Raw genomic sequence first — 23,842 nt, forward strand, 5'->3', positions numbered from 1 at the left:
ACCGCCCTCAGGTGCGGTGCCGGGTCAGACGTCGGCCGTGTCCACGGCCAGTCGGCCGAACTTCCCGCGGAAGTACGCCAGGGGCAACCCCGCGCGTCCTGAAGCCCGTTCGACCGTCCCGATGACGACCACGTGGGTTCCCGCCACCACTTCGTCGGCGATGCGGCACTCGAAGGTCGCCAGAGCGTCCGGCAGCAGCGGAGCCCCGTTCTCTCCCCAGTTGACGTCGATGTCGTCGAACGACGATCCCCGGCGGGCGAAGCGCGCCGACAGGTCCGCCTGTTCCTCGGCGAGCACGTTCACCGCGAAGTGACGGCTCGCCGCGATCGCCTGACCGGTGGCCGAGGACTTGTTCATGCAGACCAGCAGCATCGGCGGGTCGAGGGACACCGACGTCATCGCACTGGCCGTCGTGCCGTACGGAACGCCGTCGCAAACCGTGGTGATGACGGTGACCCCGGACGCGAACCGCCCGATGAGATCCCGGAATTCCTCACCGGTGACGGTCGTCATCAGGCTGTCCTCGGCGCGGCCGGCGGCTCTCCCAGGCCCAGGTGCTCGCGCAGCGTGGACCCGGTGTACTCCTTGCGGTGAAGGCCGCGGCGCTGCAACTCGGGCACCACGCCGCGCACGAACTCCTCGAAGGATCCGGGCAGGTGGGTCGCGGCGAGCACGAAGCCGTCGCACGCGTCGGTCTTGAACCACTCCTCCATCTGGTCCGCGACCTGGGTCGCCGTGCCGACGAAGCGCGGCCCTTGCAGCAGGGTCGCCCGGTGTCCGGCCAGGTCGCGGATGCGCACGGTGTCGCCGATGTGGGCGCGCAGGTTCTGCACGAGCCCGCGGATGCCGGTGGACTTCTCGACGAGTTCGTCGGTGACGATCTCGTCGAGGTCGTGCGCCGCGAAGTCGTAGTTCATCAGCTCGGACAGCAGCGTCAGCGACGCCATCGGGTGCACGAGGTCGTTGAGGAACGTCTGCTCGCGCTCGGCGGCGTGGGCCTCGGACTCGCCGATGACGGTGTACGCCATGGGGCAGATCTTCACCGAAGAGGGGTCGCGGCCGAGTTCGGCGATCCGCTTCTTCTGGTCGGCGTAGTGGCTGCGCGCCACCTCGATGCCGGGGTCACCGGTGAAGATGAGCTCGGCCCAGCGAGCCGCGAAGTCGCGTCCGCGCCCGGAAGAGCCGGCCTGGAGCACGACCGGACGGCCCTGCGGGGTGCGCGGGACGGTCAGCGGGCCGCGCACGTCGAAGTGCTTGCCGTGGTAGTTGAGTTCGTGGACCTTGTCGGGGTCGGCGTAAATGCCGGCCTCGCGGTCGTGGATCAGCGCGTCGGCCTCCCACGTGTCCCACAGACCGGCGACCGCCTCAAGGAACTCGTCCGCCCGGTCGTAGCGCTCGGTGGGGCTCATGTGCTGCTTGACGCCGAAGTTCTGCGCCTCGCTGTCGTTGACCGACGTCACGACGTTCCACGCCGCGCGGCCGCCGCTGAGGTGGTCGAGCGTGGCGAACGTCCGCGCGACGTGGAACGGCGCGTAGTAGGTGGTGGAGTACGTCGCACCCAGGCCGATCTTCGACGTCGCCTGGCTGAGCACGCCCAGGACCACGCTCAGGTCCAGCTTCACCGGCCGCGCGCCGTACCGGACGGCGTCCGCGACCGAACCGCCGTAGATGCCCGGCATCGCGAGGCGGTCGTCGAAGAACATCAGGTCGAAGAGGCCGCGCTCGAGTGTGCGGCCCAGGTCGGCGTAGTACGACGCGTCGAGGTACCTGTGCTCTGTCGCCGGGTGGCGCCAGGACCCCGCGTAGACCGAAGTGTTGCCCGCTTGCATGAACGCGACCAGCGAGAGCTGGTCTCCTGGGTTTCGACTCATGGGAGAGAAGATGGCACATCTGATATATCAGATTCAACATGTACAGCGCTGATACCCTTGTGCGATGAGGCACACTCCGGCTGCCGAAATCGGCGGAACCGTGCGGCAGCGGGCCGAGCGGGAGCTGCGCGACCGCATCCTCACCGGCGCACTGCCCGCCGGGACGCGGCTCGACCTCGACCGTATCTCCGAGGAATTCGGCATCAGCCGTACGCCCGTGCGCGAAGCGCTGCTGGAGCTGTCCTTCCAAGGCCTCGTGGAGATCGCACCGCGCAGCGGCGTCCGCGTCCTCGGCGCTACCCCGGCCGAGACCCTGGACAACTTCGCCATCTTCGCCACGCTCAGCGGGAAGGCCGCCGAGTGGGCGGCGCAGAGGATCACCCCCGCCGCGCTCAAGGAACTCGAAGAGGTCGCGGGCTCCATCGCGGACGACCCTCCGGGCCCGGCCATGATCGAGGCCAACTGGCGCTTCCACCACATCGTCAACACCGCTGCCGGGGTCCCGCATCTGCTGCCCCTGCTGCGGCAGGCGGTACGCCTGATCCCCTCGAACTTCCTCGCCGTGATCCCCATCCACAACCAGACGGAACACGACGAACTGCTCGACCACCTGCGCTCCGGCGACGCCGCCAACGCCCGCAAGGTCGCCGAGCAACACGTCCTCGCGGCGGGCGACGCACTGGCGGACTTCCTCCGCCAGTAGCCCCGACCGCGTCGGGGCGACCGACGCCGAGGGTTCGTGCGGGACGGTTCACGTCGTGGCCGGGGTGCCTGGTGCGGTGACCACGAACCTCACCGGTTCTCGGGGCGCCGAATCCGCCACCGCGCGAACTGTCGGCCCCCGCGTGCGCGGGGCCGACAGACGGCAGCGCGGCTCAGCCGAAGAACGCCCGCAGGTCCGTGACGACGTCTCCGGGTACCTCCATGGCGGCGAAGTGCCCGCCTCGGGGGAACTCGGACCAGTGGTCAATCCCTTTGTTGTCGCGTTCGGCGAGCGAACGGATGGTCTGGAAGTCGTCCTTGAACACGGCCACGCCGATCCGCCCGGTGCTGACCACCGGTTCGGCGCCGGAGTGCTGCTCCTCGTAGTGGTAGCGGGCGGCGGAACCGTAGGTGTTGGTCAGCCAGTAGAGCGTGGCCTGGGCGATGACCTGCTCGGGGGATACCAGGCTGGTGCCGTTCCCGAAGCTTTCGAACAGTTCGCTGTACGCCAAGACGGCGACGGGCGAGTCGGCGAGGCCGGCGGCGACGGTCTGGGGGCGGGTGCCGTTCATCTGGTTGTAGCCGCCGACGGACTGGAACCATTGCATGTGCGCGAGCGCCGCGTACTCCTTCGGGCCGAAGCCCTCGAACTCGGCGGGGTCGCCCGACGGGAACGAGAACAGGTGCAGGACGTGAGCACCCCGGAAGCCCTCAGGGTCCGCGACCGCCAGCTCGCGGGCGACCATGGCCCCGCCGTCGCTGCCGTGGACGCCGTATGAGTCGTAACCGAGACGGCGCATGAGGACGTCGTACGCGGCGGCGACCCGCCGCATGGTCCACCCGGTGTCGGTGACCGGGGTGGACCAGCCGAAGCCAGGCATGGACGGGATGACGAGGTGAAAGGCGTCCGCGGCGGTGCCGCCGTGCGCCTCGGGGTCGACGAGCGGTTCGATCATGTCGAGGAAGTCCAACTGCGAGCCCGGGTAGGTGTGGGCCAGGAGCAGCGGGGTGGCGTCCGCGTGCCGGGAGCGGATGTGCAGGAAGTGGATCCGCTGGCCGTCGATTTCGGTGAGGTAGCCGTCGTAGGCGTTCAGGCGGGCCTCGACCGTGCGCCAGTCGAAGGACTTCCAGCGCTCGACCATGTCGCGGAGGTACGACGTGGGCGTGCCGTACTCCCAGGCATCGCCGGGCACCGCGGGGGCGAACCGGGTGCGGTCCAGCCTGGCACGCAGGTCGTCCAGGTCGGCCTGCGGGATGTCGATGACGAACGGGGTGATCTGCGCGTTCATGGTCCGGCCTTTCGGTTCTGCCCGGGGGGCTTCCGTCTGCGTTGTCTCCGACCCTAGAAACCATTGCGGAACCGTTGATGCCGGTTTAATGGGCGCGGTGAAGAAGACTTCCGGACGCGTTCTTGCCCTGCTCGGTCTTTTCCAGGCGCGGCCCGAGTGGACCGCCTCGCAGTTGGCGGAACGCCTCGGTGTGACGGAGCGGACGGTGCGCAACGACATCGCCCGGCTGCGCGAACTGGACTACCCGGTGCACGCGGTGCGTGGCCGCGGCGGGTACTACCGCTTGGGCCCCGGTGCGAAGCTTCCGCCGTTGGTTTTGGACGACAACGAAGCGGTCGCGGTCGCGGTCGGCCTGCGCACCGTCACGGGCGTCGCCGGGTTCGCGGAGAGCGGCGGCCGGGCGCTCGCCAAATTGGAACACATGATGCCGGACCGTCTTCGCCGCCGCCTCGCCTCGCTGCGGGATGCCACCGAAGCCGGCCCGGTGAACACCGATTCCAACGTCGAAGACCCGGAAGTCGATCCGGGGCTTCTGACCGAGATCGCCGCCGCGATCCGCGACCGCCGGGGCCTGCGGGCGTTCTACCGCGGGGATGAGCGGATCGAGTTCGAGCCCTACAAGCTCATCGCTTGGCAGCGCCGGTGGTTCGTCGTCGGACGTGCGCCTGACGACGGAACGTGGATGCCGTACCGCGTGGACTGGTTGACGCTGCGCCTGCCCGGCGGCCGTCACTTCACCCCGGTGCAGCCACCCGGCGACCTCACCGAGTTCGTGGTGCGCGAGGTCGCCCGCACCGGGTGGTCGGTACATGCCCGCCTCGTCGTGGACGCGCCCGCCGAGGACGTTCTCGCCCGGATCAACCCGGCCGTAGGTGTCGTCGAGTCCCGCCCCGACGGGCGTTCGGTGCTCGTGACCGGCGGCGACAGCCTGGAGACAGTCGCGGTCTGGATCGGCATGCTCGGTCTCGGCTTCACTGTCGAGTCGCCGGATGAACTGGTCGGGCACCTGAGGCTTTTGGCCGACCGGTACACGGCAGCGGTCAAAGCCGCCGACGAGTTCGCCTCGGAACGGTCCGCCGGCACTGCGGACGCGCTGTAGCCCGCCCCAGGCCGAGAAACGCGGCCTTTACCGTTTTGGGTTCAGGGCGGTCTCTGGGGCATGGGGGGGGTGAACGGCGGCGAACGCGGGGCGGGTTGGTCGTGTGGGTGGTCGGGGCGAGCGCCAAACCCCCACCCTGCGCGGCGCGTGAGCGACAGCGAGCTGACCTTGGGGGCGGTGCCGGCGCGCCTGAAGGAGCAAGAGCGCGAGATCGCCGCGCAGCTGACGGAGTTCGACCGGACCGGGTGATGTAGTCGACAGCACCGGCGGAGTAGCCGCGGATGGAGTGTATGAAGCATCCTGCCGTCGACATCAGCCCTCTGACCGCGCCTGCGTCGCCCATCACTCCTCGCCGGAAAAGCGCTCCCAGGCAGACTGGCGAGTGATGCCGAGCGTCTGTCCGATCCGGGCCCAGGTCACTCCACGTCGCCGCAGTTCCTGAACCCACACTCTCAGGTCGTCCTCGGCTCGGTCGATGTGCGCGGCGACTTGAGGCAGACGGTTCAGGATCTCCTCGTCCGTCATGGCGATCCATACCTGGCCGCGCTCTGGGGAGCGTGTCCCGAGCGCCTCGGCCACGATCCGTTCCGCCAGTGCCACGCATTCGTCGCAGATGTAGACACCCGGTCCCGCGACCAGCTTGCCGACCTCGGAGCCTGGCTTCCCGCAGAAGGAGCACTGCGTGGGCTCGGCGGATTGAAGAGTGGCTGTCATGGCTACCTTCCGTCGCGTCAGGGTTCTCCTGACACGCTAGGTGGTCAGGGCAGCCCTGACAAGCCGGCTCCACGGTTCATGACAGCCCGTTTCGACTCCGTCATCACCCGTCCGTGCAGTCGAGCCCGAACGTAGGGTCACAGGCAGCCGAAGAATCGACGCGTCGGACTGGGTGCCTTCGTCCCTTTCCGACGCGTTCGGTGCGGTGTGCGCAGCCACCTACCAGTGTTCGCGACGCGGCGGAGCCCAGGCGGGATGCCCGGAACCCCGGCGCAACCATGAAACGAGGCTATGCTCACATGTCGGAATTCTATTGTTCAAGCAGGCCCATCAGTGCCCATGATGGATCGAATAACGAGTCACCGAAGCTGAGCCAGAACGGCGCCCGCGCACGGGCCCATCCGGAAGCACCATCCCTCGGCCCGGTCCCGCCCGGGCTCCGCACGCGGGTCTGCGCCCCGACACCGCGAGACGCGCGCCGCCTGCCACCTGGAGGAGGACCGACGCAATGGCGTTGTTTCCCAAGCCGGCCGAGGGGAGCCCGACGAGCATCATTTCAAGGTGGGGACCGGGGCGTGCCGTACCAGGCCTTCATCTCGCAGGAGTTTTGGCGGGCCGAGCGCGAGGCCGTCGTCAAGCGCGCGTGGCTGCACGTCGGACGGGTCGAGGTCGTGCGCCGCACGGTAGCTACTGGGCCGGGAATCCGGCGTCGCCGAGGTGGCTGCGGCTGCGGTGCAAACCCCGCCACGCCCATCGCAGTGCCCGCGGAAACGCCCGCCCGCGGCCGGAGTTCCCCGTTCCTCGACAGATGAGGTATCGATGAAGTCCAGTTCCTCCACCGAAACATCTGTTGCCGCAGCGCCCCACCGGATCGTCCAGTGGGGCACGGGCAACATAGGCAGCCGCGCGCTGCGGCATGTACTCGAGCATCCGAACCTGTCCTTGGTCGGCGTGTACGTCCACAGTGAGGACAAGGCCGGGCGTGATGCGGGTGCGCTGTGCGGGTTGCCGGACACGGGCGTGGTCGCGACGCGTGACATCGAGGAGATCATCGCGCTCGATGCCGACTGTGTTCTGTACATGGCCGCGGCGACCAATCTCGACGAGATCTGTCGGCTGCTCGCTTCGGGCGCGAACGTGGTGACCACGCGTGACGACTTCCAGCACCCGGCGAGCATGGACCCCGAGGTTCGCGAGCGCGTCGAGGCCGCGTGTGCCGAGGGCGGCAGTTCGATCCACAGCACGGGCGTCAGCCCCGGATTCATCAACCGGGCGATACCACTGGTCCTGTCGCAGATGCAGCGACGGCTGAACAGCCTGACGATCGACGAGTACGCGGACGTGTCGTCGCGCAACTCGCCCGACATGCTGTTCCGGAGCATGGGCTTCGGACGCACGGTGTCCGACTTCCCCAAGGCACGGCTGACGAACGCGCGCGGCAGCTTCGGTCCCGCCCTCGCGCACGTCGCGGACGCGCTGTCGGTTCCGCTCGATTCCCTTGAGCGGTCCGGCGAGGTTGCGACGGCCTTGCGCGACGTGGAAATCGCCGCAGGCATGATCAAGAAGGGCACCGTTGCCGCTCAGCGCATGACGGTGGCCGGCATCCGCAACGGGAAAGCGCTGATGCGCTTCACCGCCACGTGGTACTGCACAACCGAAATCGACAAAAACTGGGAATTGCGGAATGGCTGGCGCGTCATGGTCGATGGTGACGCATCCATGACCCTGGACCTCCAGTTCCCGCCAATGCCCCCGGAGGTGATGGCGGAGACGACTCCGGGGTACACCGCGAACCCCGCGGTGAACTCCGTCCCCTACGTGATCGCGGCGAAGCCGGGAATCCGTACGACGTCCGACCTTCCGACAATCGTCGCGACGCTCGCATCCTGACCGACCTGGCCGTGCCGAGACCCGGCCCGCACGGGCGGCACGGGCCGATACACATCGGCCAAGCAACATTTCCAAGGCATGTGCCGGATCGCCGACGACTACCACAGTCAGGCAGCGCGGGCGGCCGCTGGAAAGTGCCCGCGGCTCATCGACTGGATGACCGGGCAGCAGGGGCCGGTCGCGGGAGCCACGCTCGGCGACTCGGCGGCGATAGCACGTCGGTACGGGCGGGTCTAGGTGACAAGCAATCGGACCAGCACACAGTTCTCACACCGGCGCCTTGCCCCTGACGGGACAGCGGAAGGAATCGAGTGACGCTAGCTCGCCACGGACGATTACATCAAGTGTGATGCATCTATTTTGGTGTAATGTTCAAGCGTGGATGGATACGAGCTGTTCCGACTGGGGCGCACGCTGATGAAGCTCGGCGAACAAGCGATGCCCGAGATGGGCACGCGGAGGCTCTCCGGTGCGACCCGGGCCATCGTGGCGGACGTTTTCGAGAATCCCGACAGCTCGGTCTCCGATATCACCGAGCGGGTCGGATACCCGCAGAGTCAGGTCTCGGCCTGTGTCGCCAACCTACGCGAGCACGGCTCTGTGGAAACGGTCACCGACCCCCGCGACCGCCGCCGCACCCTGGTGCGCCCCTCGGCGGCCGCTCTCGAACGCGCCCGGAACCTCCCGCCCGCCGAGATCGACGACACAGTTGCCAGGGCCACCGGCAGCACTGACCCTGCCGACATCGCGCGTGTCAAGGATGCCCTCAACGCCCTCGATGCACTGCTTGAACCGTATCGATAGTGGGCGCGTGAGCGACTGTGCGCGGGCTCGGCCCGGGCAAGACCCAGGCGTCGAAGCGTGCCACTCCACCGCACGTTGCGCGTCGGCTGGGAAGTCGGCGAGTCGGGTCAAGTCCGCCCACGCGGCGATAGGTTGCGGCGCGTGCACGGCGAACGAGCCGACCCATCAAAGCAATTCTTCGTCCCAGGACACCGCAGCGTCGCGCGAATCAGCCGCCGACTTCACGACCGTCGGAAACCACCCGGGACCTCCCCGACGAAACGAACCCGGTCATGCCGCAGATCCCCACACAGAGAACACAGCAAGAAGGCATTCTCATGGTTCCCGAACAGTTCAAAGCAGCCATGCGTGCCCGGCTGGCCGACAAGATGGCCGCCTGCGCCGCACAATTCGACTATGTGCCCTCCCCCACGGGCAGGGTCGTCTTTCTCGGCGACAGCCTCACCGAAGGCGGCCTGTGGCACGAGTGGTTTCCCGGCGTGCCCCTGGTCAACCGCGGAGTCGGCGGCAACACGATCGACGACATTCGCGGACGGCTGGACACCGCGATCATCGCGCCTGCAGCGGTCTTCCTCCTTGCAGGGACCAACGACTTCGCCTCGAACCGGACGGACAGCCACCCCACCGTCGCGCAGATCACCGACCGCATGGGTGCCCTTGTCAGCGAACTCCGCCGACGCGCGCCGCAGGCACCGTTGTTCATCCAAAGCGTCACACCCCGCGAACGCGAACACGCCGTCGCGATCCGACAGCTCAATCACGCCTACCGGCGCATCGCGCGCCAAGCCCGATCCGACTACATCGACCTATGGCCCATCCTCGACGACGGCACGGGTCAACTGCGCCCGGACTACACCTACGACCAACTGCACCTTAACGGCGCAGGCTATGCCGCATGGGCCAAGGCCCTGCTTCCGTACGTCGAAGACCTCGGCCTGCGCCATCCGGACCCGCCGAGCCTCACACAACCGGTTTGACATCCCGGGGTGTGCACCGTCCCCGCACGCCAGACTCGCCCGTACGCAGTCGATTCACGATGACAGAATCCGGGACCAGTTCTCCGGCAGCAGAGCAGCCGCGCACTCGTGCCGGTTCCTGTTCCGGCGCAGCGGCCGGCGGCGATCGGCGCGAAGGCCGACCCGCACTGGTCACCGGACGGCACCAGCGTGGGAGAACTGCCAGGCGACCGCGGCGGCTGAGGACACCTCGATGGCCCGAGCGGCAGCATAGGCCCGGGCCGCGTCACCGAGTCCACCGTTGTCCGCCCATGGGAGTGGGACGGGACCTCGGCGTGCGCGCGGCTTCTGCGGCGAGCTGCGGGCCCGGTCCGGCGATCGAGGTCCTGCGATCGGGCCCGCAGGGTCGGGTTTAGCCGTGGGGGTGGGTGTGGTGATGCGCGCCCAGCGTGGCTCGGTGACAGGTCGAGCTGCGGGTGGAGGGCGACCCGGATGGCAGCCAGGTCCTCGCGGCGCGCGTCCGCGAACTCCTGCACGGTGGCTAACCCCACGCCCTACCCGCCCACGCAAGCCGACCAAGCACTGGACGATCGAGGAGTGTTTCCGGACCGCGAAGAACGAGTGCGGCCTCGACCACTACCAGGTCCGCAAGTACCACGCCTGGTACCGGCACATCACCATCGCCATGGCCGTCCACAACCACCTGGCCGTCCTCCGCGCGACGACACGACCAAAAGGGGATCCGGACACAGTCCCGGCCTCATCCCGCTGACCCTGCCCGAGATCCGGCGCCTGATCACCCACCTCACCGACCGGCACCCGCCGCCGATCACCCGCGTCCTGTATTGGCCCCACTGGCGACGACGATCCCAACACCGCGCACGCATCAGCCACTACAAACGACGAGGCCACAGTCCATGAGCTGAGATCTCATCAGACCAACTGCGGTTGCAGTACCAGGTCAGGGAGTGACGACGGGGAAGCTCGGGTCCAGGTCATCAAGGACGTTCAGCAGTCGGGCGAGGGGTTTGGTGTCGCCGACGATGCCGTCGGTGGTGCCGTCGGTCACGAGCGCGAACATTTGCTGCCGGGTCAGGCTGAGTGTCGTGTCGGGGGTGCCGCCGGTGTGGTCGGTGCGCGGCTGGTGGACCAGGGCGCCGTTGGACAGCGTCGTACGGTGGCGGTCGCCGGTGTCGGTGAAGTCCCAGTCGATCGTGAGGCGTTCGTCCCACGCCTTGGGGCCGTTGACGCGGATGGCGAGGAAGTCGAAGACCTGCTCGGTGGACAGGCCCGAGACCATGCCCCCGGAGATGCCGAACGGGGTCGGGGTGATGCCCTCCCGCAGTTCCTTGGCGCCGGTGAGGTAGAAGTTCCGCCATGTGCCGCATTCCGCGCCGAAGCCGAGGCGTTCGAGCACGTCGGCCAGCGCCGACTTCGCGCCGGTGTGGTCGGGCGCGGCGAACACCGCGTGGCCCAGCAGCGTCGCGGCGAACCGCAGGTCGTCGGCCGCGACGTACTCCCGGGCCTTGCCGAGCACGACGTCGATCCCGCCGAGGCAGGCCACGTACCGGGTGGCCTCCTCGACCGGCGGGTGCTGCCACAGGTGTGCAGGGTTGCCGTCGAACCAGCCCATGTAGCGCTGGTAGACGGCCTTGACGTTGTGCGACACCGAGCCGTAGTAGCCGCGCGTGTGCCACTTGACCGCGAGTGCCGGGGGCACCTCGATCCGCTCGGCGATCTCGGTGCCGGTCAGGCCCTGGTTGAGCATGCGCAGGGTCTGGTCGTGGAGGTACGCGTACAGGTCCCGCTGCTCCTCGATGAATCTCACGATGTTGTCGCTGCCCCATGTGGGCCAGTGGTGCGACGCGAACGCGACATCGGTGTCCGCGGCGAACATGTCGACCGCCTCGGCCAGGTAGCGCGACCAGCCCCGGGCATCGCGGACCACTGCCCCGCGCAGGGTCAGGATGTTGTGCAGATTGTGCGTGGCGTTCTCTGCCAGGCACAGCGCGCGGCGTTCGGGGAAGTGGAAGTTCATCTCCGAGGGCGCCTCGGTGCCCGGCGTCATCTGGAAGACGATCCGCACGCCGTCGACGACTTCCTCCTGCCCGGTGTGGGTGATGTCCCGGGTGGGCGGGATCAGTGCGGTCGTGCCGGTCGAGGCGGTCTGGCCCAGCCCGGTGCCGACCATGCCGGTCGGGCTCTTCGGCAGGAGCGCCCCGGTGTGGTAGACGCCGCGGCGGGACATGGCCGTGCCGGCGTAGACGTTCTCCGACACGGCGTGTTCCACGAAGCCGGTGGGCGCGAGGATCGGGATGCCTTCGGGATTGTCCTCGGGGATCACACCGGGTGCGCCGCCGAAGTGGTCGACGTGCGAGTGGGTGTAGATCATGCCGGTCACCGGGCGGTCGCCGCGGTGCTCGCGGTAGAGCTTCAGCGCGGCTGCGGCGCACTCCGCCGAGACCAGCGGATCGATCACGACGACGCCGCGGTCGCCTTCGACGAGCGTCATGTTCGACAGGTCGAGGCCGCGTACCTGGTAGATGCCCTCGGTCACCTCGTAGAGGCCCTGCCTGGCGCACAGTTGCGACTGCCGCCACAGCGACGGATTGACCGTCGGGGGGCAGTCGCCGTCCAAAAAGGCGAAGACGTCGTTGTCCCACACCACCCGGCCGTCGGGGGCCTTGACCACGCCGGGCGTGAGTGACGCGACGAACCCGCGGTCGGCGTTGTCGAAATCGGTCCGGTCTTCGAACGGCAGATCAACCATGCGATGACGGAACCCTGTACGTGGGCGAAATAAACAAACTTACCAGTCGGTAGAGAATCCCATGCCCATTCATTCGACCGGGTCACCCGGGTTCGACGATGTGGCACAAACGTGTGCCTGTCGCCGAACCACCGTCCGGTGACAGGCACATGACGGGCCGTCAGGCACTGTACGCGGTCAGACGCCGCCCATGGTCAGGCTCCGTGCGTCGGGGATCCGCTGCACGGGGGCGCGCATGTCCCGCTTCGCGTTGACGATCCACTCGTAGACCCACTCGGCGGACATCAGCGCGCCCTCCTGCCAGCCCGGCAATTGGGACACCTGGTCGCCGATCACGAAGAAGTTGTCCTCGCCCTGGGGGTGGATCAGTTCGGAGTACATCTCCTTCTGATCCGGTTCCGACGGGTCCCAGGCGGCCCACGCGCCCAACTGGTAGGGCACCTTCTGCCAGGCGATGGACAGCCCGAGGTGCTCGGGGACGATCGCGTCGTCGGTGAACTCCGGGTGCAACCTGGCACCGGCGGCCCGTGCGATGCGCAGCCGCTCCTGGTGCGAGCGGTCACCGAAGATCCTCGCGCCCTCGTACGCGTTGTAGGCACCGGTCAAGGTGCCCTTGTCGGCTGCGGAGAAGTAGTCGTTGGACGGGTACCAGATCTGCTCGACCTCGTCGTTGACCCAACTGATCCCGCCGTAGATCTGATATTGCGGCTTCTCCCAGAAGCGCTGGTTCGCCTGCCACCCGACCTTGCACGCGCCGGTGAAGGGGGTGTTGTGTACGGCTGACAGGAAGGCGGTGGAGAAGTTCTCCAGCGCGATCGTCTTGCGCAGCACGGTGATCGGGATGTTGCTGAGGACGAAGTCGAACCGCCGGCTCTGCGGGGCGCGGCTGCCCGCGGTCCACGCGACGATCACACCGTCGCCGTCCAGCCGGATGCGGCTGACCGGTGCGTTGAACGTGACGGTGCCCGGCGGCAGCGCGCCGAGGACGGCCCGCCAGATGTTGTCCATCCCGCCCACCGGCTGGAACGACGTGGTCTGCCAGTGCAGATCGTTGGTCTGGAAGAAATAGTGCTTCCAGAACTCGCTGTCCAGCAGGTCGTCCATCATCAGCGGGCTGATGGGCTCCTCGGGCTGTAGGACGGTCGGAATCCGCGCGAGGCCGGAGCGCGTGCTGCCGAGGTAGCTGTGGTCGGTCGGGTCGAGCACGCCGAACTGGACGAGCATCTCGACCAGTCTCTCGCGCTGCGCGGGAGTCATCCCGTCGTCGCCCGCGGTGCCTTTCCGCACGGCCTGGGCGAGGTATTGCGCGACGTAGCCGCGGGTGTCGTTGGCGATGCGCCGGTTCTGCCGGGGCGCGCCCTGCCATGCCTTGTCGGTCTGGAACAGGTTCGCGGTCGTGGTGTGGATGTACGGCTCCAGCGGCACGCGGAGCTTGCGGCACAGTCCGAGCACGCGCTGGTGGAGGGAAGGGATGTGCCCGGCCCCGCAGTTGAGGTACATGCCGTCGTCGAAGCGGCAGGTCTGGGTGCGCACCGAGCCGTCGTCCCATACCTCGGTGATCGTGTCGCCGGGGCGGGCGGTGAACGTACGGCCGCCGACACGGTCCTGCGCCTCCAGCACCGTCACGTCGAGGCCGGCTTCGACCAACTTGAGCGCGGACGCGAGCCCGGCGGGTCCGGCGCCGAGGACAGCCACCGACCGGCCGGCACCCACCTGCGGCGCCGCCTTGTCCAGTCTGCTGTCGGCGGGAGCCGCGGTGGCGGGGGCGGCCCCCGCCATGACCTGCCACAGCGTCGCCGTCGTCGCGGCGGCCCCGGCCATGCCCAGGAACCGTCGGCGGGACGTGGACTGTGCGGGCTCGACCATGCGCGCTCTCCTCTTGACGAACTTTCCTTGCAAAAAGGGCAAAGTGAACGTAGCTCAGGAAACGGGCTTGTCTCCTTGCGCCATGGCGCCGTTCACTCGCACGGGGCAGCAGCGTGCGCATGGGCCTTCGGCCCCGGGATACCTGGAATATTAGGAAATCCAGGAATGCAAAGAATTCCGAGAAGAAATTGCCGCGGTTTTCGGACGGTTTTCCGGATAAGCGGATTGCCGTTTTTCGGTCGCGTGCGGAAAACGCCGACGGGCGCCCACCGGAGTGGACGCCCGTCGGACGGTGCTCTGCGTGCGGTTCTACAGGCTCAGCACCGATGTCGCCGCGGTGCCGGGGGCGCCGTAGACGTGGGTGTAGCCGACGCGGGGGTTGCCGGGTACCTGGCGGTCGCCGGCTTCGCCGCGGAGCTGGCGCACGATCTCGTGGACCTGGCGGGTGCCGGAGGCGCCGATGGGCTCGCCGTTGGCCAGCAGACCACCGTCGGTGTTGACCGGGAGGCGGCCGCCGATCTCGGTGGCGCCCTCGGCGAGCAGCTTCTCCTGCTCGCCGTCCTTGCAGAAGCCGTTCTCGGCCATGTGGATGATCTCGGCGCCGGCGTCGGTGTCCTGGAGCTGGATCACGTCGACGTCCTCGGGGCCGATGCCCGCGGCCTCGTACGCGGCCTTGGCGGCGTAGACGGTCGGGGAGACGTCCTCGTCGACGGCGGCCCAGGTGGCGTGGACCTCGTACGCGCCGTAGCGGCGGGTGCGGATCGCACTGGAGCGGTACCAGACCGGCTTGGTGGTGTAGCGGCGCGCGACCTCCGCGCTGCACATGATCACGGCCGCGGCGCCCTCGTCGGGCGAGCAGAACATGTACTGCGTCAGCGGGTAGTTCAGCATCTGCGAGTTCAGGATGTCGTCTTCCGCCATCGGCTTGCGGCGGAAGGCGTTCGGGTTCTGCTCACCGTTGCGCAGCGCCTTGTTGACGACGCGGGCGAGGGTGCGGTGCGAGATGCCGTGGTCGAGGCAGTAGCGGTTGGCCTTGATGCCGAAGAACTTCGTGGTGACGAACTGCCCGTTCTCGGCGTACCAGTCCGGCAGCCCCAGCTTGTTGGGGTCGTCGGTGAAGGCTCCGCGCGGGTGCTTGTCCATGCCGACCGCGATGCCGATGTCGTAGCGGCCGGAGCGGATCGCCTCGGCGGTCTGCTGGATGGCGCTGGCGGCGGTGGCGCAGGCGTTGAACACGTTGGTGAAGGGGATGCCGGTCAGGCCGACCAGGCGGGTGACGGCGTCGGGGTTGCTGACCTCGTAGCTGCCGCCGAACCCGAACTGGATGTCCTTCCACTCGGCGCCGGCGTCCTTCAGCGCCAGGTCGATGGCCTCGGCGCCCATCTCCATGGCGGTCTTGGGGAAGCGGCCGAACGGGTGGAGGCCCACGCCGATGATCGCAACGTCGTTCATGTCGATCTCCTCAGTCGTGGCGGCGGGTCAGGCGGGCTGGAACGCGGCGACGAGAACTTCTTCCCCGTCCTCGTCGACGTACAGCGGGACGAAGGTCAGTTCGAGGTCCATGCCGATCTTGAGCTGGTCCGGGTCGGCCGTGGTCAGGCGGACCTCCACGCGCACGACGTCGTCGAGCTGGACCAGGCCGATCCCGAACGGCTTGAACGTCTTCGCGGTCTCGCCCCCCGCGTACGGCAGCTTCGGCACGAAGCCCTGCGTCGTCCACGCCACCAGCGTGCCCCGACGCGGCAGCAGCTCCTCGGACATGTCCGGGCCGCTGCACCGCGGACACCGAGGCTGCCTCGGCCACGTCACCGCGCTGCACGAGCCGCAGCGGCTGCCGACGAGCTGGGGGTTGTCCTGGGGCCACGTTGAGACGTCGGGCGCGAGCGCCTTCGCCATGCCGTCCTCCGTTTGTTCGTTCGCTCGCCGACGGGCGGACCCGCGAGCTGCTGGGCCAACGCAAGGTGGAAATATGATTCTCGCTAGATGTATACAGCACTCTCGGTTGCGATGTAAACAGCGCTTAATGCGGGTAAGACTGGGCGAATCGGGCGCTTGGGGTTTGCTGTGCCGTGTTGCGCCCGTCTCCCTTCTTTGGCGGTGCCGTACATCACAGCGCCGGGCCGGCGGGTGCAGGGGGGCGGGGCGGTCACGCGGCCGTGCCGCCCGGTCCGGCCTCGATCGCGTCGAGCGAGCCCAGGTCGACCACGGCGTTGGCGGTGCGCTCGATAATGGCCAGGCAGGTGTCGGACGGCTGCATCTCCGGCTGGAGCGCGCCGCGCCCGATCGTGTACAGCCAGATGAGATATGGATAGAACGTCTGGCGCCGGTACGCGAGCCATGCGACGTCGAAGTCCGGCGCCTTCACCCCGGCCGCCGACAACTCGTCCAGATAGAAGCCGAGCAGGTCCTTTTCCCACTCCCGCCGGTCCTCCACGGCGAGTGCCGCCGTGACGGTGTAGGTGTAGTCGAAGGCCCACGACCCCTCCATGGTGATCTGCCAGTCGGTGAAGCCCATCCGGCCCTCCGAGGTGACGTACGTGTTGCCGATGTGGCCGTCGCCGTGCAGCACGGTCAACGGACCCTCATCGGCGAGGTGCGCCGATGCCTCGAACGCGCGGTAGAGGCGGTCGAACGACGTGCCCAGCAGCGTGGCCGGGATCACGGACTCGGCCCGCGCCGCTCCGACTTCGGCCCGCTTGCGCAGCTGGATCAGCCGGTCCAGGGTGCGGAAGTGCACGCTGGGCATCACCAACCACGAGGCGTGCGCGGTGAGTTCGGGGGCGTCCCAGTAACGCGCGTGCCACGTGGCCATGTTCGCGACGAGGTCTTCGATCTGCGGGCGGGTGACGGTCGTACGCGGCGTGCAGAACGTGGCGCCCTTCGTCGCGACGAGGTCTTCCATCAGCACGATCGAGCGGCCGGACGCCTGGTCTGCGGCCCCGTGGTAGCCGCGCGGCGCCTCGATGTCGACGTTGTTTCGCAGGTGCGCGAAGAACCCCGGCTCCCGTGCGAGCGTGTTCCCGAGCCCGAGCATCATGCGCTGCGTGAACTTGGCCGTGGTCTTCGCGAACAACACCTCGGGCAGCCCCGCTTGCCTGCCGGCCTCGTTGTAGGCCAGGTGGAGCCGCAGACGCGTCGACGTACCGCTGGTCGCATCCTCGACCCGGAACGACTCGACCGCCGCTCCGGGTTGCCCACCGCACAGGACCGCGGTCAGCCACTCCCGGGTGATCTGCCGTCCGGACACCGGCACATCGGCCGCCCCGCTCATCCGTGGCGACGCGATGCGCTCCCGAAGGCAGTGTCCGCCGTAGCGCACGACCCCCTTGGCCATGTCGAAGGCGGGGCCGCCGGATGTCCGCGTGCCTGTCCGAGCCTCCACGGGCTTCCTCCATAGACGAGATCCGAGCCCGTGGCCGACGCGACCGGATGACGCGTTCACCGGCACCCCGGGCGATGAATCCCTACAGGAGACCAGGAGTTCGCTCCGATGGCGAGTTTCAGCCACACGACACAAGGGATTGCGCGCATCGCGCCGTCGTCCGGAGCGCGCGGCCGCTGGACCCGCGCGGGGTGCTCCCCAACTTGACGCGCCGGAACGGGAGTTCGAATGCGACTCACGGTCGGTCGGGGAGGCTTGTTGTTTCGCGGACGGCGCACTCTGCTCCCGTCTGGGCGTCGGCGCCGGCGGCCTGGGTGCGCATAACGCGTGGATCCCCGAGGCCGAAGGCCCGGACGGTGTGGTCCGGGCCTTCGTTGAAATCGTGGCCTGTTCTTCTGATGCGGCTTCGGGTGTTGTCGGTCACCCCCACTGGCCGGGCTGGTAGTCGCCGGCCGGGTTGCGGGTGATGACGTTCATGCGGTTCCAGGCGTTGATGAGGGCGATGAGGGAGATCAGCGCCGCGAGTTGGTCCTCGTCGTAGTGCTTGGCGGCGTTCGCCCAGGCCTCGTCGGTGACGCCTCCGGCGGCGTCGGCGATGCGGGTGCCCTGCTCGGTGAGTTCCAGGGCGGCGCGCTCGGCGTCGGTGAAGACCGTGGCCTCGCGCCAGGCGGCGACCAGGTTGAGGCGTACGGAGGTCTCGCCCGCGTGCGCGGCGTCTTTGCTGTGCATGTCGACGCAGAATCCGCAGCCGTTGATCTGGCTGGCCCGGAGCTCCACCAGGTGCTGTGTCGACTTCGGCAGCGCCGAGTCCGCCACGACCTTGGCCGCCGACTGGAGGTACCGCATGAACTTGGGGGCGAGGGCGGTGCCGTAGTAGTTGAAGCGGGCTTCCATGGCGTGCTCCTTGCGGTTTCGGTTGTTGACGTCCTTCTGACGGATGCAGGTGGGACGATGTGACAACCGGCGAATGTGAACCAGATCACTCCAGGGTGGCCGCCGGGCGCAACCTCAGAACTGGGCGGTGAGTTCGCCGAGTTCACCCAGTACCACGCGCCGCTGGACGGCGAACGCCTCCAGCACGCGGTCGATCTCGTCCAAGCTGACGTACCGTCCGGCGTGGTCGAACTGCCCGGGGTGGAACACCTCGCTCCACAGGCGTGCCCGGCCGTCTTCGATCCGCCAGTACGTCGCCAGCCGTGTCGCGACGCCGTCGACAGTGGTTTCGGCGCCGACGAAACTCAGTTCGACGGGCGGCAGTTCATACAAGGCTCCGCGACATTCGGCGAGGGTCATCGGAACGTCGTCCTCGTAGCCGTCTTCACGCGAGTAGTCGCAGCGCGTCACCAGCAGTGGCGCCGACGTACGGACCGGGCCGCCGGGAAAGTCGGCGCGTGCTCCGAGTCTGCGGCGCTGCCATTTCGCGCCGACGAATATCCGCTCGCCCGGATCGCCGCTCCAGTCGACGCGCAGGCCGGTCTCCCGAAGGCGGGTGACGATTGCCTGGCCGGTGAGTTCAGGACTGTGCGCCAGGGCGCCGAAACAGAGTTCGACGCCGCCCCCGTGCACCGCGGTGACGGCGTCCTGGGCGTGGAAGAAGGTGTACCCGTGGGCACGTCGGCCCTCACGGGCGACCTGTTCCTCGATGGCGCCGACGCCACAGTTGCGGCAGCACATGAAGTCGGTCCGCGCGATGATGCCGTCGATCTCCAGCAGGCGGAACGCGCGGTGCACGCGGTCGGAGTCGAGCAGATCCGGCCAGGTGCGCTGCTCCTCCAGGTGAGCGGCGAACGCCTCGGCGACGACAGGGCGTACCTCGTCGGCTTCGGCGGCCTCGCCCAGGTGTGCGACGGTCGCCGCGACCACCTCGTCGAACGTGCCGATTCCGCGTCGGGTCTCGGTGTCGATGAAGTCCCCCACGCTGTCCCGTATTTCGGATGCATCCATACAGGCAGGTTCTACCAGCGGCAGGGGATCGCGAGGCTCAGTCGTGCATGGGCGCGCGGACTTCGGGCACGGTCGGGTGGTTCACGGCGAGAGCCCATGCGGCCGCGGTCGACGCGGGGGGCTCGGCCACGAAACCCATGGCGGAACCGAACTCGCACGCCTGGACCGCCCCCGGGCTGTGCGGTGCCCAGCCCGGGTCTCCGGTGCGTGCGAACTCGGCCCAGGCCGTCGTCATTCGGTGTCCGAGTTCCGCCGAGCCGGGCCAATCCCGGTAGAGCTGGGACAGTGCGCCCTCGCTCTTGTCGTGGCCGCCGAAAACGAACGGGACCTCCATGCCGTGCGCCGAGCCGACCACCGGGAGATCCGCGGAGAAGAGGTAGCGGTACGCGGTGCCTCCGGCGCGGGTGTGCGCCTCGGCCATGCGCCAGGCCGGCACGCGGTAGAGGTGGTCGCCGAGAAACCGGAGGCGCAGCCGCGCGGGCGTGGCGTCGGGCTCGGCGGCACGGTACGCCTCGATCAGCGCGCTGGCTGCGGGTGCACCGACCGCGCCGGCGATCTCGTCGTACAGCGTGCCGTCGTCCAACTGCGGGCCCGAGCCGCCGGCTTGCTGCATCAGCTCGTATATGAGCATTTCATCGCGATTCGCCCCGATAAGCAGGGTTATGCCCTTGGTATCGCCCGCCGCGGCGGCCTGAAGGGGCGTGCGGGGCAGAACAGTTCCGTCCAGCACCGGTCCCCAGGCGCGCCCGCCGGGCAGCGCCCGCACGCCCATGTCGGCAGGAACGATCTCGGCCTGCGCGCTCAGGATGCGCTCGGCCGGTACGTCGGCCAATTGCTCGGGGCGGGTGACACCGAGCGCGTCGAGGAGGTCCGCGGCCAGCCGATCCGCCGTCGCGGGCGCGTAGATCCGCGCGATCGGCGGGCTCATCATCACCGCGCGCCGGAACAGCCCCCGCGCGGACGGCATCGCCAGCAGGCACCCGATCGCACTCGCGCCCGCGGAATTGCCGAAAAGGGTGACGTTGTCCGGGTCGCCACCGAACCGCGTGATGTTCTCCCGCACCCAGCGCAGCGCCGCCACCTGGTCCTGAAGGCCCAGGTTGGCGGTGCCGGCCCACGCCTCACCGCCGATACCGGACAGGTGCGCGAAACCCAGCGCGCCGACACGGTAGTGGAAGGAGACCACCACCACATCGCCGCCGCGCATCAGCCACTGCCCGTCGGTGGTCGGCGGCGTCGCGCTGCCGGACTCGAAGGCGCCACCGTAGATCCACACCATCACCGGCCGGCGTCCGCGGATGTCCGGGGTCCAGACGTTCACGTGCAGGCAGTCCTCGTCGTACACCGCGCCGGGCGGTGACAGCGGGTGCGGTGTCTGCGGCGGAGCAGCCCGGAACCGCGTCGCGTCCCGCACACCTTCCCACCGCCGCGGCGGCTGCGGCGGTCGCAGACGCAGCGCACCGACCGGCGGCTCGGCGTACGGGATGCCGGCGAACACCGCCCCGCCGTCGTCCAGCAAACGACCGGCGAGCCGCCCTTGCCCGGTCACCACGGAAACGGAATCCGACACGAAACCCCCTCTTCGACACGTTCAGGATGGCCGGAGCCTCGGCCGCGGACCCCGGAACGTCTTGCGGGGATGGTACGCGGCCGAGGGAGAAAGCGACCAAGGTCAGTCGGTGCCGAGCGGACCCGCCGGGGCTCCGGTCTTTCTCACCCTTTCCTCCGCCTTCCCGGTCGCGGCCCAGGAGCCGAGCAGGCCGAGGGCTTCGTCCGAGGGCGAACGGGGCTCGGCGGTGTGGACGGTGAGGGTGAGGCCGGGCTCGGCGCGCACGCCGTTATCGAGGCGGTCGATACCCGGGAGTCGATGACGCAGGCGACGCCGCCGAGGCTTACCGCGTGGACGAACGCCGTGCTGTCAAGGCCTTGTTGCAGGTGTGACCCCACCGCGATCAGTCGGGCCGGTCTCCAAGTGCCAGGGGCTGACCGCGAGTACCCCCGTGGTGCCGAGGTCGAGTTCGGGTGTCACGGTCACGGGTGGGGAGCCGGGCTCGGCGGTGACTGTGACGTACGAGACCTGCACGGGTGAGCCGTTGCCGGTGGTGTTGCGCCAAGCCAGACTGGCGGAGGCGGCTTGGCCCGGTTGCAGGGTGACGGCTTCGGGCGGGGTGTCGAAGCCGTCCAGGGTGGCGACGCCGCCACTGCCCCGCGCGATCCGGATGTCGGGAACGGGCTCGCGGTCCTCGTCCAGGAGGGTGAGCGCGGGGTAGCCGTTGATGTCGTGGGCACGTGTTCCGCAGTTCTCCAGGCTCAGGTCCACGACGCGAAGGCCCATGGCGGCGTTCTGACTGCCAAGGGTGACACGGATGCCGGACGGCGGACATGTGCCCGCGGCGGCGGGTGCCTCGTCCGAGGGGACACGCCTGACCTTCGAGATCCGCACGTGTTCGCCGTCGCCCCGCGCCGAGCCGGAGGAGGGAATGCGGACCGTTTCGGTCACCGTCCGGCCGGGGGCGACGGCAGGGACGGTCTGCTCCGTCCGCTCCAGCAACGCCCCGGAGTCTGACCTGAGTTCGAACGAGATCGTGAACGTGAACGGTTCGGTCTCCCGGTTGGTCACCTGGAACTCGGCGGACACGGCAAGCACGTCGCGCTGCCGACTCCCCGGAGAGGTGATCCGGACTCCGTCCGTCTCCGCTGCGCTCGAACCACCGTTCCCCGTCGGGGAGTCGGAGGCGGCGCGGGACGGGTTGGCGCTGTCGTTCGACGCTCCGCATGAAGTCGACAACAACGCGCCGGCAAGGACAAGGGGAGCGAATCGAACACGGAGGGTGCGCACTTCACCATCTCATCAGCAACACAGCAAGCGGGCCATGGCGTAAGTCACTTGCCCGTGGGACGGCCCGATGACCGTCCGCGAAGGCGCTCGTGCCCGGCCGGGGGCTGTGCATCGGATCCGCGCCCCGGGGTGACGAATCTCTCGGTGGGGAATCGCTGCGCCGCGTCGGCACCCGATGTCGGGACTCGACGTGACCGGCCCAAGCCCCGTCGATGCGGTTGGTTGTCGAAAGCGGGTGTGTGGAAGCGGGGTAAATCGGGTGGGTCGGACGGTTGCCGCGGTGGCTGCGGCAGGGGGTTCCGTGAGTTTTTCCCGCGGCAACCCGTGGGGTTGGAGGCGGCGAACCGACGTTTATATCTCGGTGATATAACGCTCTTGACCTTGCACGTTTTCAACGGGGGAGCACCATGCGACGCACCCACCTCGTCATTGCCGCCGCCATCGCCGCCCCGCTTTTCCTGGCCGGCTGCGGGTCGGAGGGCGGCGAGGATGCCAAGGAGTCCGGAGCGGCGAGCCCGTCGGAGAGCGTCTCGTTCCAGCCGCCGACCGACGCGCAGAAGAAGGAGATCATCGCCGCGCTCAACAAGATCGACCCCGCGCTGGGCAAGGCCGAGGACACGGCGATATACCACGCCATGAACACGTGTGACGACATCCGGATCGTGAAGGACCAGGCGACGGTGATCTCGTACACCATCAACCGGTTCCGCAGCGACAACATCCAGATGGACGAGAACAAGGCCGCGGCGATCGTGACGGCGATCAAGAACATTTACTGCAAGGTGTGAGCCGGGCTCGATCCGGTCGACGGCACGAAGCCGAGATCTGCGACTGCCTCGGGATGCCGGGGAGTCGCAGATCTCGGCTTGTCGCGTTCAGCGGTGGGCGCTGGTCATCGCGGCGCGTTGGGCGTGGTACGCGGCGAGGCGGTCCGCCGGGTCGATCCGGTGGTGGCTGAGGGCGCGGATCGAGACGTCGTGGTCGGCGGCGCGGGCTCGGAGAGCGCCGACGGTGGCCTGGTCGCGCGGGATGTGCGCGAAGGGGTCGAAGGAGTACCAGCGCATGGCGTTTTCGTGGGTCATCTTGGCGACGTCGCGGTCGGGTACGTCGAACCGCCGCATGACGCCGGTCAGTTCCTCGGGCGCACCGGGCCACATCGAGTCGCTGTGCGGGTAGTCGCACTCCCAGGCGATGTTGTCGATGCCGATGTCGTCGCGGCAGGCGACGCCGATGGGGTCGCTGATGAAGCAGGTCAGGAAGTGCTCGCGGAAGACCTCGGAGGGGAGTTTGCCGCCGAAGTCCTGGAGGGTCCAGGTGGCGTGCATCTCGTAGGTGCGGTCAACGCGTTCGAGGAAGTACGGGACCCAGCCCGTGCCGCCCTCCGACAGGGCGATCCTGATGTCGGGGAACTCCTTGATGACCCGTGACCACAGCAGGTCGGNAACGCGTTCGAGGAAGTACGGGACCCAGCCCGTGCCGCCCTCCGACAGGGCGATCCTGATGTCGGGGAACTCCTTGATGACCCGTGACCACAGCAGGTCGGCCGCGGCCGAGACGATGTTCATCGGTTGCAGGGTGATCATCACGTCCGGCGGTGAGTCGGGAGCGGGGACGGCGAGGCGGCCGGACGAGCCGATGTGGATCGAGACGACGGTGTCGGTGTCGCAGCAGGCCTTCCACAGCGGGTTCCAGTAGGCGTCGTGGAAGCTCGGGTAG

At 68.5% G+C, this 23,842-nt stretch carries 21 protein-coding genes and 1 pseudogene; 7 read left to right on the plus strand and 15 right to left on the minus strand.

Annotation, left to right across the window (positions count from 1 at the left end; all coding sequences use genetic code 11):
* Positions 1–24: 24 nt before the first annotated feature.
* Both ACRX5W_RS30720 and ACRX5W_RS30725 read right to left on the minus strand, forming a co-directional pair.
* Positions 25–513, minus strand: a complete 489-nt coding sequence (locus tag ACRX5W_RS30720) for a flavin reductase family protein (RefSeq protein ID WP_436791657.1) — start codon at positions 511–513, stop codon at positions 25–27.
* Positions 513–1,871: an LLM class flavin-dependent oxidoreductase gene (locus ACRX5W_RS30725; protein ID WP_436791658.1), complete on the minus strand. Its 1,359-nt coding sequence runs from the start codon at positions 1,869–1,871 to the stop codon at positions 513–515. Before ACRX5W_RS30725 ends, ACRX5W_RS30720 begins: the two co-directional genes overlap by 1 nt.
* Positions 1,872–1,935: 64 nt before the next feature.
* Between ACRX5W_RS30725 and ACRX5W_RS30730 the strand changes: the two genes are divergently transcribed.
* Positions 1,936–2,574, plus strand: coding sequence for a GntR family transcriptional regulator (locus ACRX5W_RS30730; protein ID WP_436791659.1), 639 nt, complete (start codon positions 1,936–1,938; stop codon positions 2,572–2,574).
* A gap of 172 nt (positions 2,575–2,746) precedes the next feature.
* On the opposite strand, the gene ACRX5W_RS30735 is transcribed toward ACRX5W_RS30730, so the two are convergent.
* On the minus strand, positions 2,747–3,862 hold the full coding sequence (locus tag ACRX5W_RS30735; protein ID WP_436791660.1) for an epoxide hydrolase family protein: 1,116 nt from the start codon (positions 3,860–3,862) through the stop codon (positions 2,747–2,749).
* Between the two features lie 97 nt (positions 3,863–3,959).
* On the opposite strand from ACRX5W_RS30735, the gene ACRX5W_RS30740 reads away from it, so the two are divergent.
* On the plus strand, positions 3,960–4,961 hold the full coding sequence (locus ACRX5W_RS30740; RefSeq protein ID WP_436791661.1) for a helix-turn-helix transcriptional regulator: 1,002 nt from the start codon (positions 3,960–3,962) through the stop codon (positions 4,959–4,961).
* A 342-nt stretch (positions 4,962–5,303) separates the two neighbouring features.
* On the opposite strand, the gene ACRX5W_RS30745 is transcribed toward ACRX5W_RS30740, so the two are convergent.
* On the minus strand, positions 5,304–5,675 hold the full coding sequence (locus tag ACRX5W_RS30745; RefSeq protein WP_436791662.1) for a ClpX C4-type zinc finger protein: 372 nt from the start codon (positions 5,673–5,675) through the stop codon (positions 5,304–5,306).
* A gap of 717 nt (positions 5,676–6,392) precedes the next feature.
* Between ACRX5W_RS30745 and ACRX5W_RS30750 the strand changes: the two genes are divergently transcribed.
* The 4 genes and pseudogenes from ACRX5W_RS30750 to ACRX5W_RS30765 form a co-directional block, all read left to right on the plus strand.
* Positions 6,393–7,565 carry an NAD(P)H-dependent amine dehydrogenase family protein gene (locus ACRX5W_RS30750; RefSeq protein WP_436791663.1) on the plus strand — a complete coding sequence of 391 codons (1,173 nt, stop codon included), beginning with the start codon at positions 6,393–6,395 and terminating at the stop codon, positions 7,563–7,565.
* 378 nt (positions 7,566–7,943) lie between these two features.
* Complete coding sequence (locus tag ACRX5W_RS30755) at positions 7,944–8,369, plus strand: MarR family winged helix-turn-helix transcriptional regulator (RefSeq protein WP_436791664.1); 426 nt, start codon at positions 7,944–7,946, stop codon at positions 8,367–8,369.
* 317 nt (positions 8,370–8,686) lie between these two features.
* The gene (locus ACRX5W_RS30760; RefSeq protein WP_436791665.1) at positions 8,687–9,346 is read left to right on the plus strand and encodes a GDSL-type esterase/lipase family protein; all 660 of its coding nucleotides are present in this window, start codon (positions 8,687–8,689) and stop codon (positions 9,344–9,346) included.
* A 556-nt stretch (positions 9,347–9,902) separates the two neighbouring features.
* A pseudogene (locus tag ACRX5W_RS30765) lies at positions 9,903–10,097 on the plus strand (IS701 family transposase); the annotation flags it as partial.
* 189 nt (positions 10,098–10,286) lie between these two features.
* On the opposite strand, the gene ACRX5W_RS30770 reads toward ACRX5W_RS30765, so the two are convergent.
* The 10 genes from ACRX5W_RS30770 to ACRX5W_RS30815 all read right to left on the minus strand — a co-directional run bounded on the left by ACRX5W_RS30770 (position 10,287) and on the right by ACRX5W_RS30815 (position 21,934).
* Positions 10,287–12,095 carry an alkyl/aryl-sulfatase gene (locus ACRX5W_RS30770; RefSeq protein ID WP_436791666.1) on the minus strand — a complete coding sequence of 603 codons (1,809 nt, stop codon included), beginning with the start codon at positions 12,093–12,095 and terminating at the stop codon, positions 10,287–10,289.
* A gap of 177 nt (positions 12,096–12,272) precedes the next feature.
* On the minus strand, positions 12,273–13,961 hold the full coding sequence (locus ACRX5W_RS30775; RefSeq protein WP_436791667.1) for a flavin monoamine oxidase family protein: 1,689 nt from the start codon (positions 13,959–13,961) through the stop codon (positions 12,273–12,275).
* A gap of 309 nt (positions 13,962–14,270) precedes the next feature.
* Positions 14,271–15,413, minus strand: coding sequence for a thiolase family protein (locus ACRX5W_RS30780; RefSeq protein ID WP_436791668.1), 1,143 nt, complete (start codon positions 15,411–15,413; stop codon positions 14,271–14,273).
* A gap of 27 nt (positions 15,414–15,440) precedes the next feature.
* Positions 15,441–15,857, minus strand: a complete 417-nt coding sequence (locus ACRX5W_RS30785) for a Zn-ribbon domain-containing OB-fold protein (RefSeq protein ID WP_436791669.1) — start codon at positions 15,855–15,857, stop codon at positions 15,441–15,443.
* 250 nt (positions 15,858–16,107) lie between these two features.
* A complete protein-coding gene (locus ACRX5W_RS30790; protein WP_436791670.1) occupies positions 16,108–17,343 on the minus strand; it encodes an aminoglycoside phosphotransferase family protein in 1,236 nt (411 codons plus the stop codon).
* Between the two features lie 420 nt (positions 17,344–17,763).
* Positions 17,764–18,237, minus strand: a complete 474-nt coding sequence (locus ACRX5W_RS30795) for a carboxymuconolactone decarboxylase family protein (protein WP_436791671.1) — start codon at positions 18,235–18,237, stop codon at positions 17,764–17,766.
* 114 nt (positions 18,238–18,351) lie between these two features.
* Positions 18,352–19,287: a DUF6891 domain-containing protein gene (locus tag ACRX5W_RS30800; RefSeq protein WP_436791672.1), complete on the minus strand. Its 936-nt coding sequence runs from the start codon at positions 19,285–19,287 to the stop codon at positions 18,352–18,354.
* A gap of 37 nt (positions 19,288–19,324) precedes the next feature.
* Positions 19,325–20,857, minus strand: a complete 1,533-nt coding sequence (locus tag ACRX5W_RS30805) for a carboxylesterase/lipase family protein (RefSeq protein WP_436791673.1) — start codon at positions 20,855–20,857, stop codon at positions 19,325–19,327.
* A 102-nt stretch (positions 20,858–20,959) separates the two neighbouring features.
* Entirely contained in the window at positions 20,960–21,121 is a 162-nt protein-coding gene (locus tag ACRX5W_RS30810; RefSeq protein WP_436791674.1) for a hypothetical protein, read from the minus strand.
* An 84-nt stretch (positions 21,122–21,205) separates the two neighbouring features.
* Complete coding sequence (locus ACRX5W_RS30815) at positions 21,206–21,934, minus strand: DUF4232 domain-containing protein (RefSeq protein WP_436791675.1); 729 nt, start codon at positions 21,932–21,934, stop codon at positions 21,206–21,208.
* A gap of 599 nt (positions 21,935–22,533) precedes the next feature.
* Here ACRX5W_RS30815 and ACRX5W_RS30820 point away from each other — a divergent pair.
* Positions 22,534–22,914 carry a hypothetical protein gene (locus tag ACRX5W_RS30820; protein WP_436791676.1) on the plus strand — a complete coding sequence of 127 codons (381 nt, stop codon included), beginning with the start codon at positions 22,534–22,536 and terminating at the stop codon, positions 22,912–22,914.
* Between the two features lie 87 nt (positions 22,915–23,001).
* Here ACRX5W_RS30820 and ACRX5W_RS30825 read toward each other — a convergent pair whose 3' ends face one another.
* Positions 23,002–23,808 carry an amidohydrolase family protein gene (locus tag ACRX5W_RS30825; protein WP_436791677.1) on the minus strand — a complete coding sequence of 269 codons (807 nt, stop codon included), beginning with the start codon at positions 23,806–23,808 and terminating at the stop codon, positions 23,002–23,004.
* Positions 23,809–23,842: the final 34 nt, after the last annotated feature.

The organism is Yinghuangia sp. YIM S10712 (assembly GCF_051388935.1).
Classification (GTDB): Bacteria; Actinomycetota; Actinomycetes; order Streptomycetales; family Streptomycetaceae; genus Yinghuangia.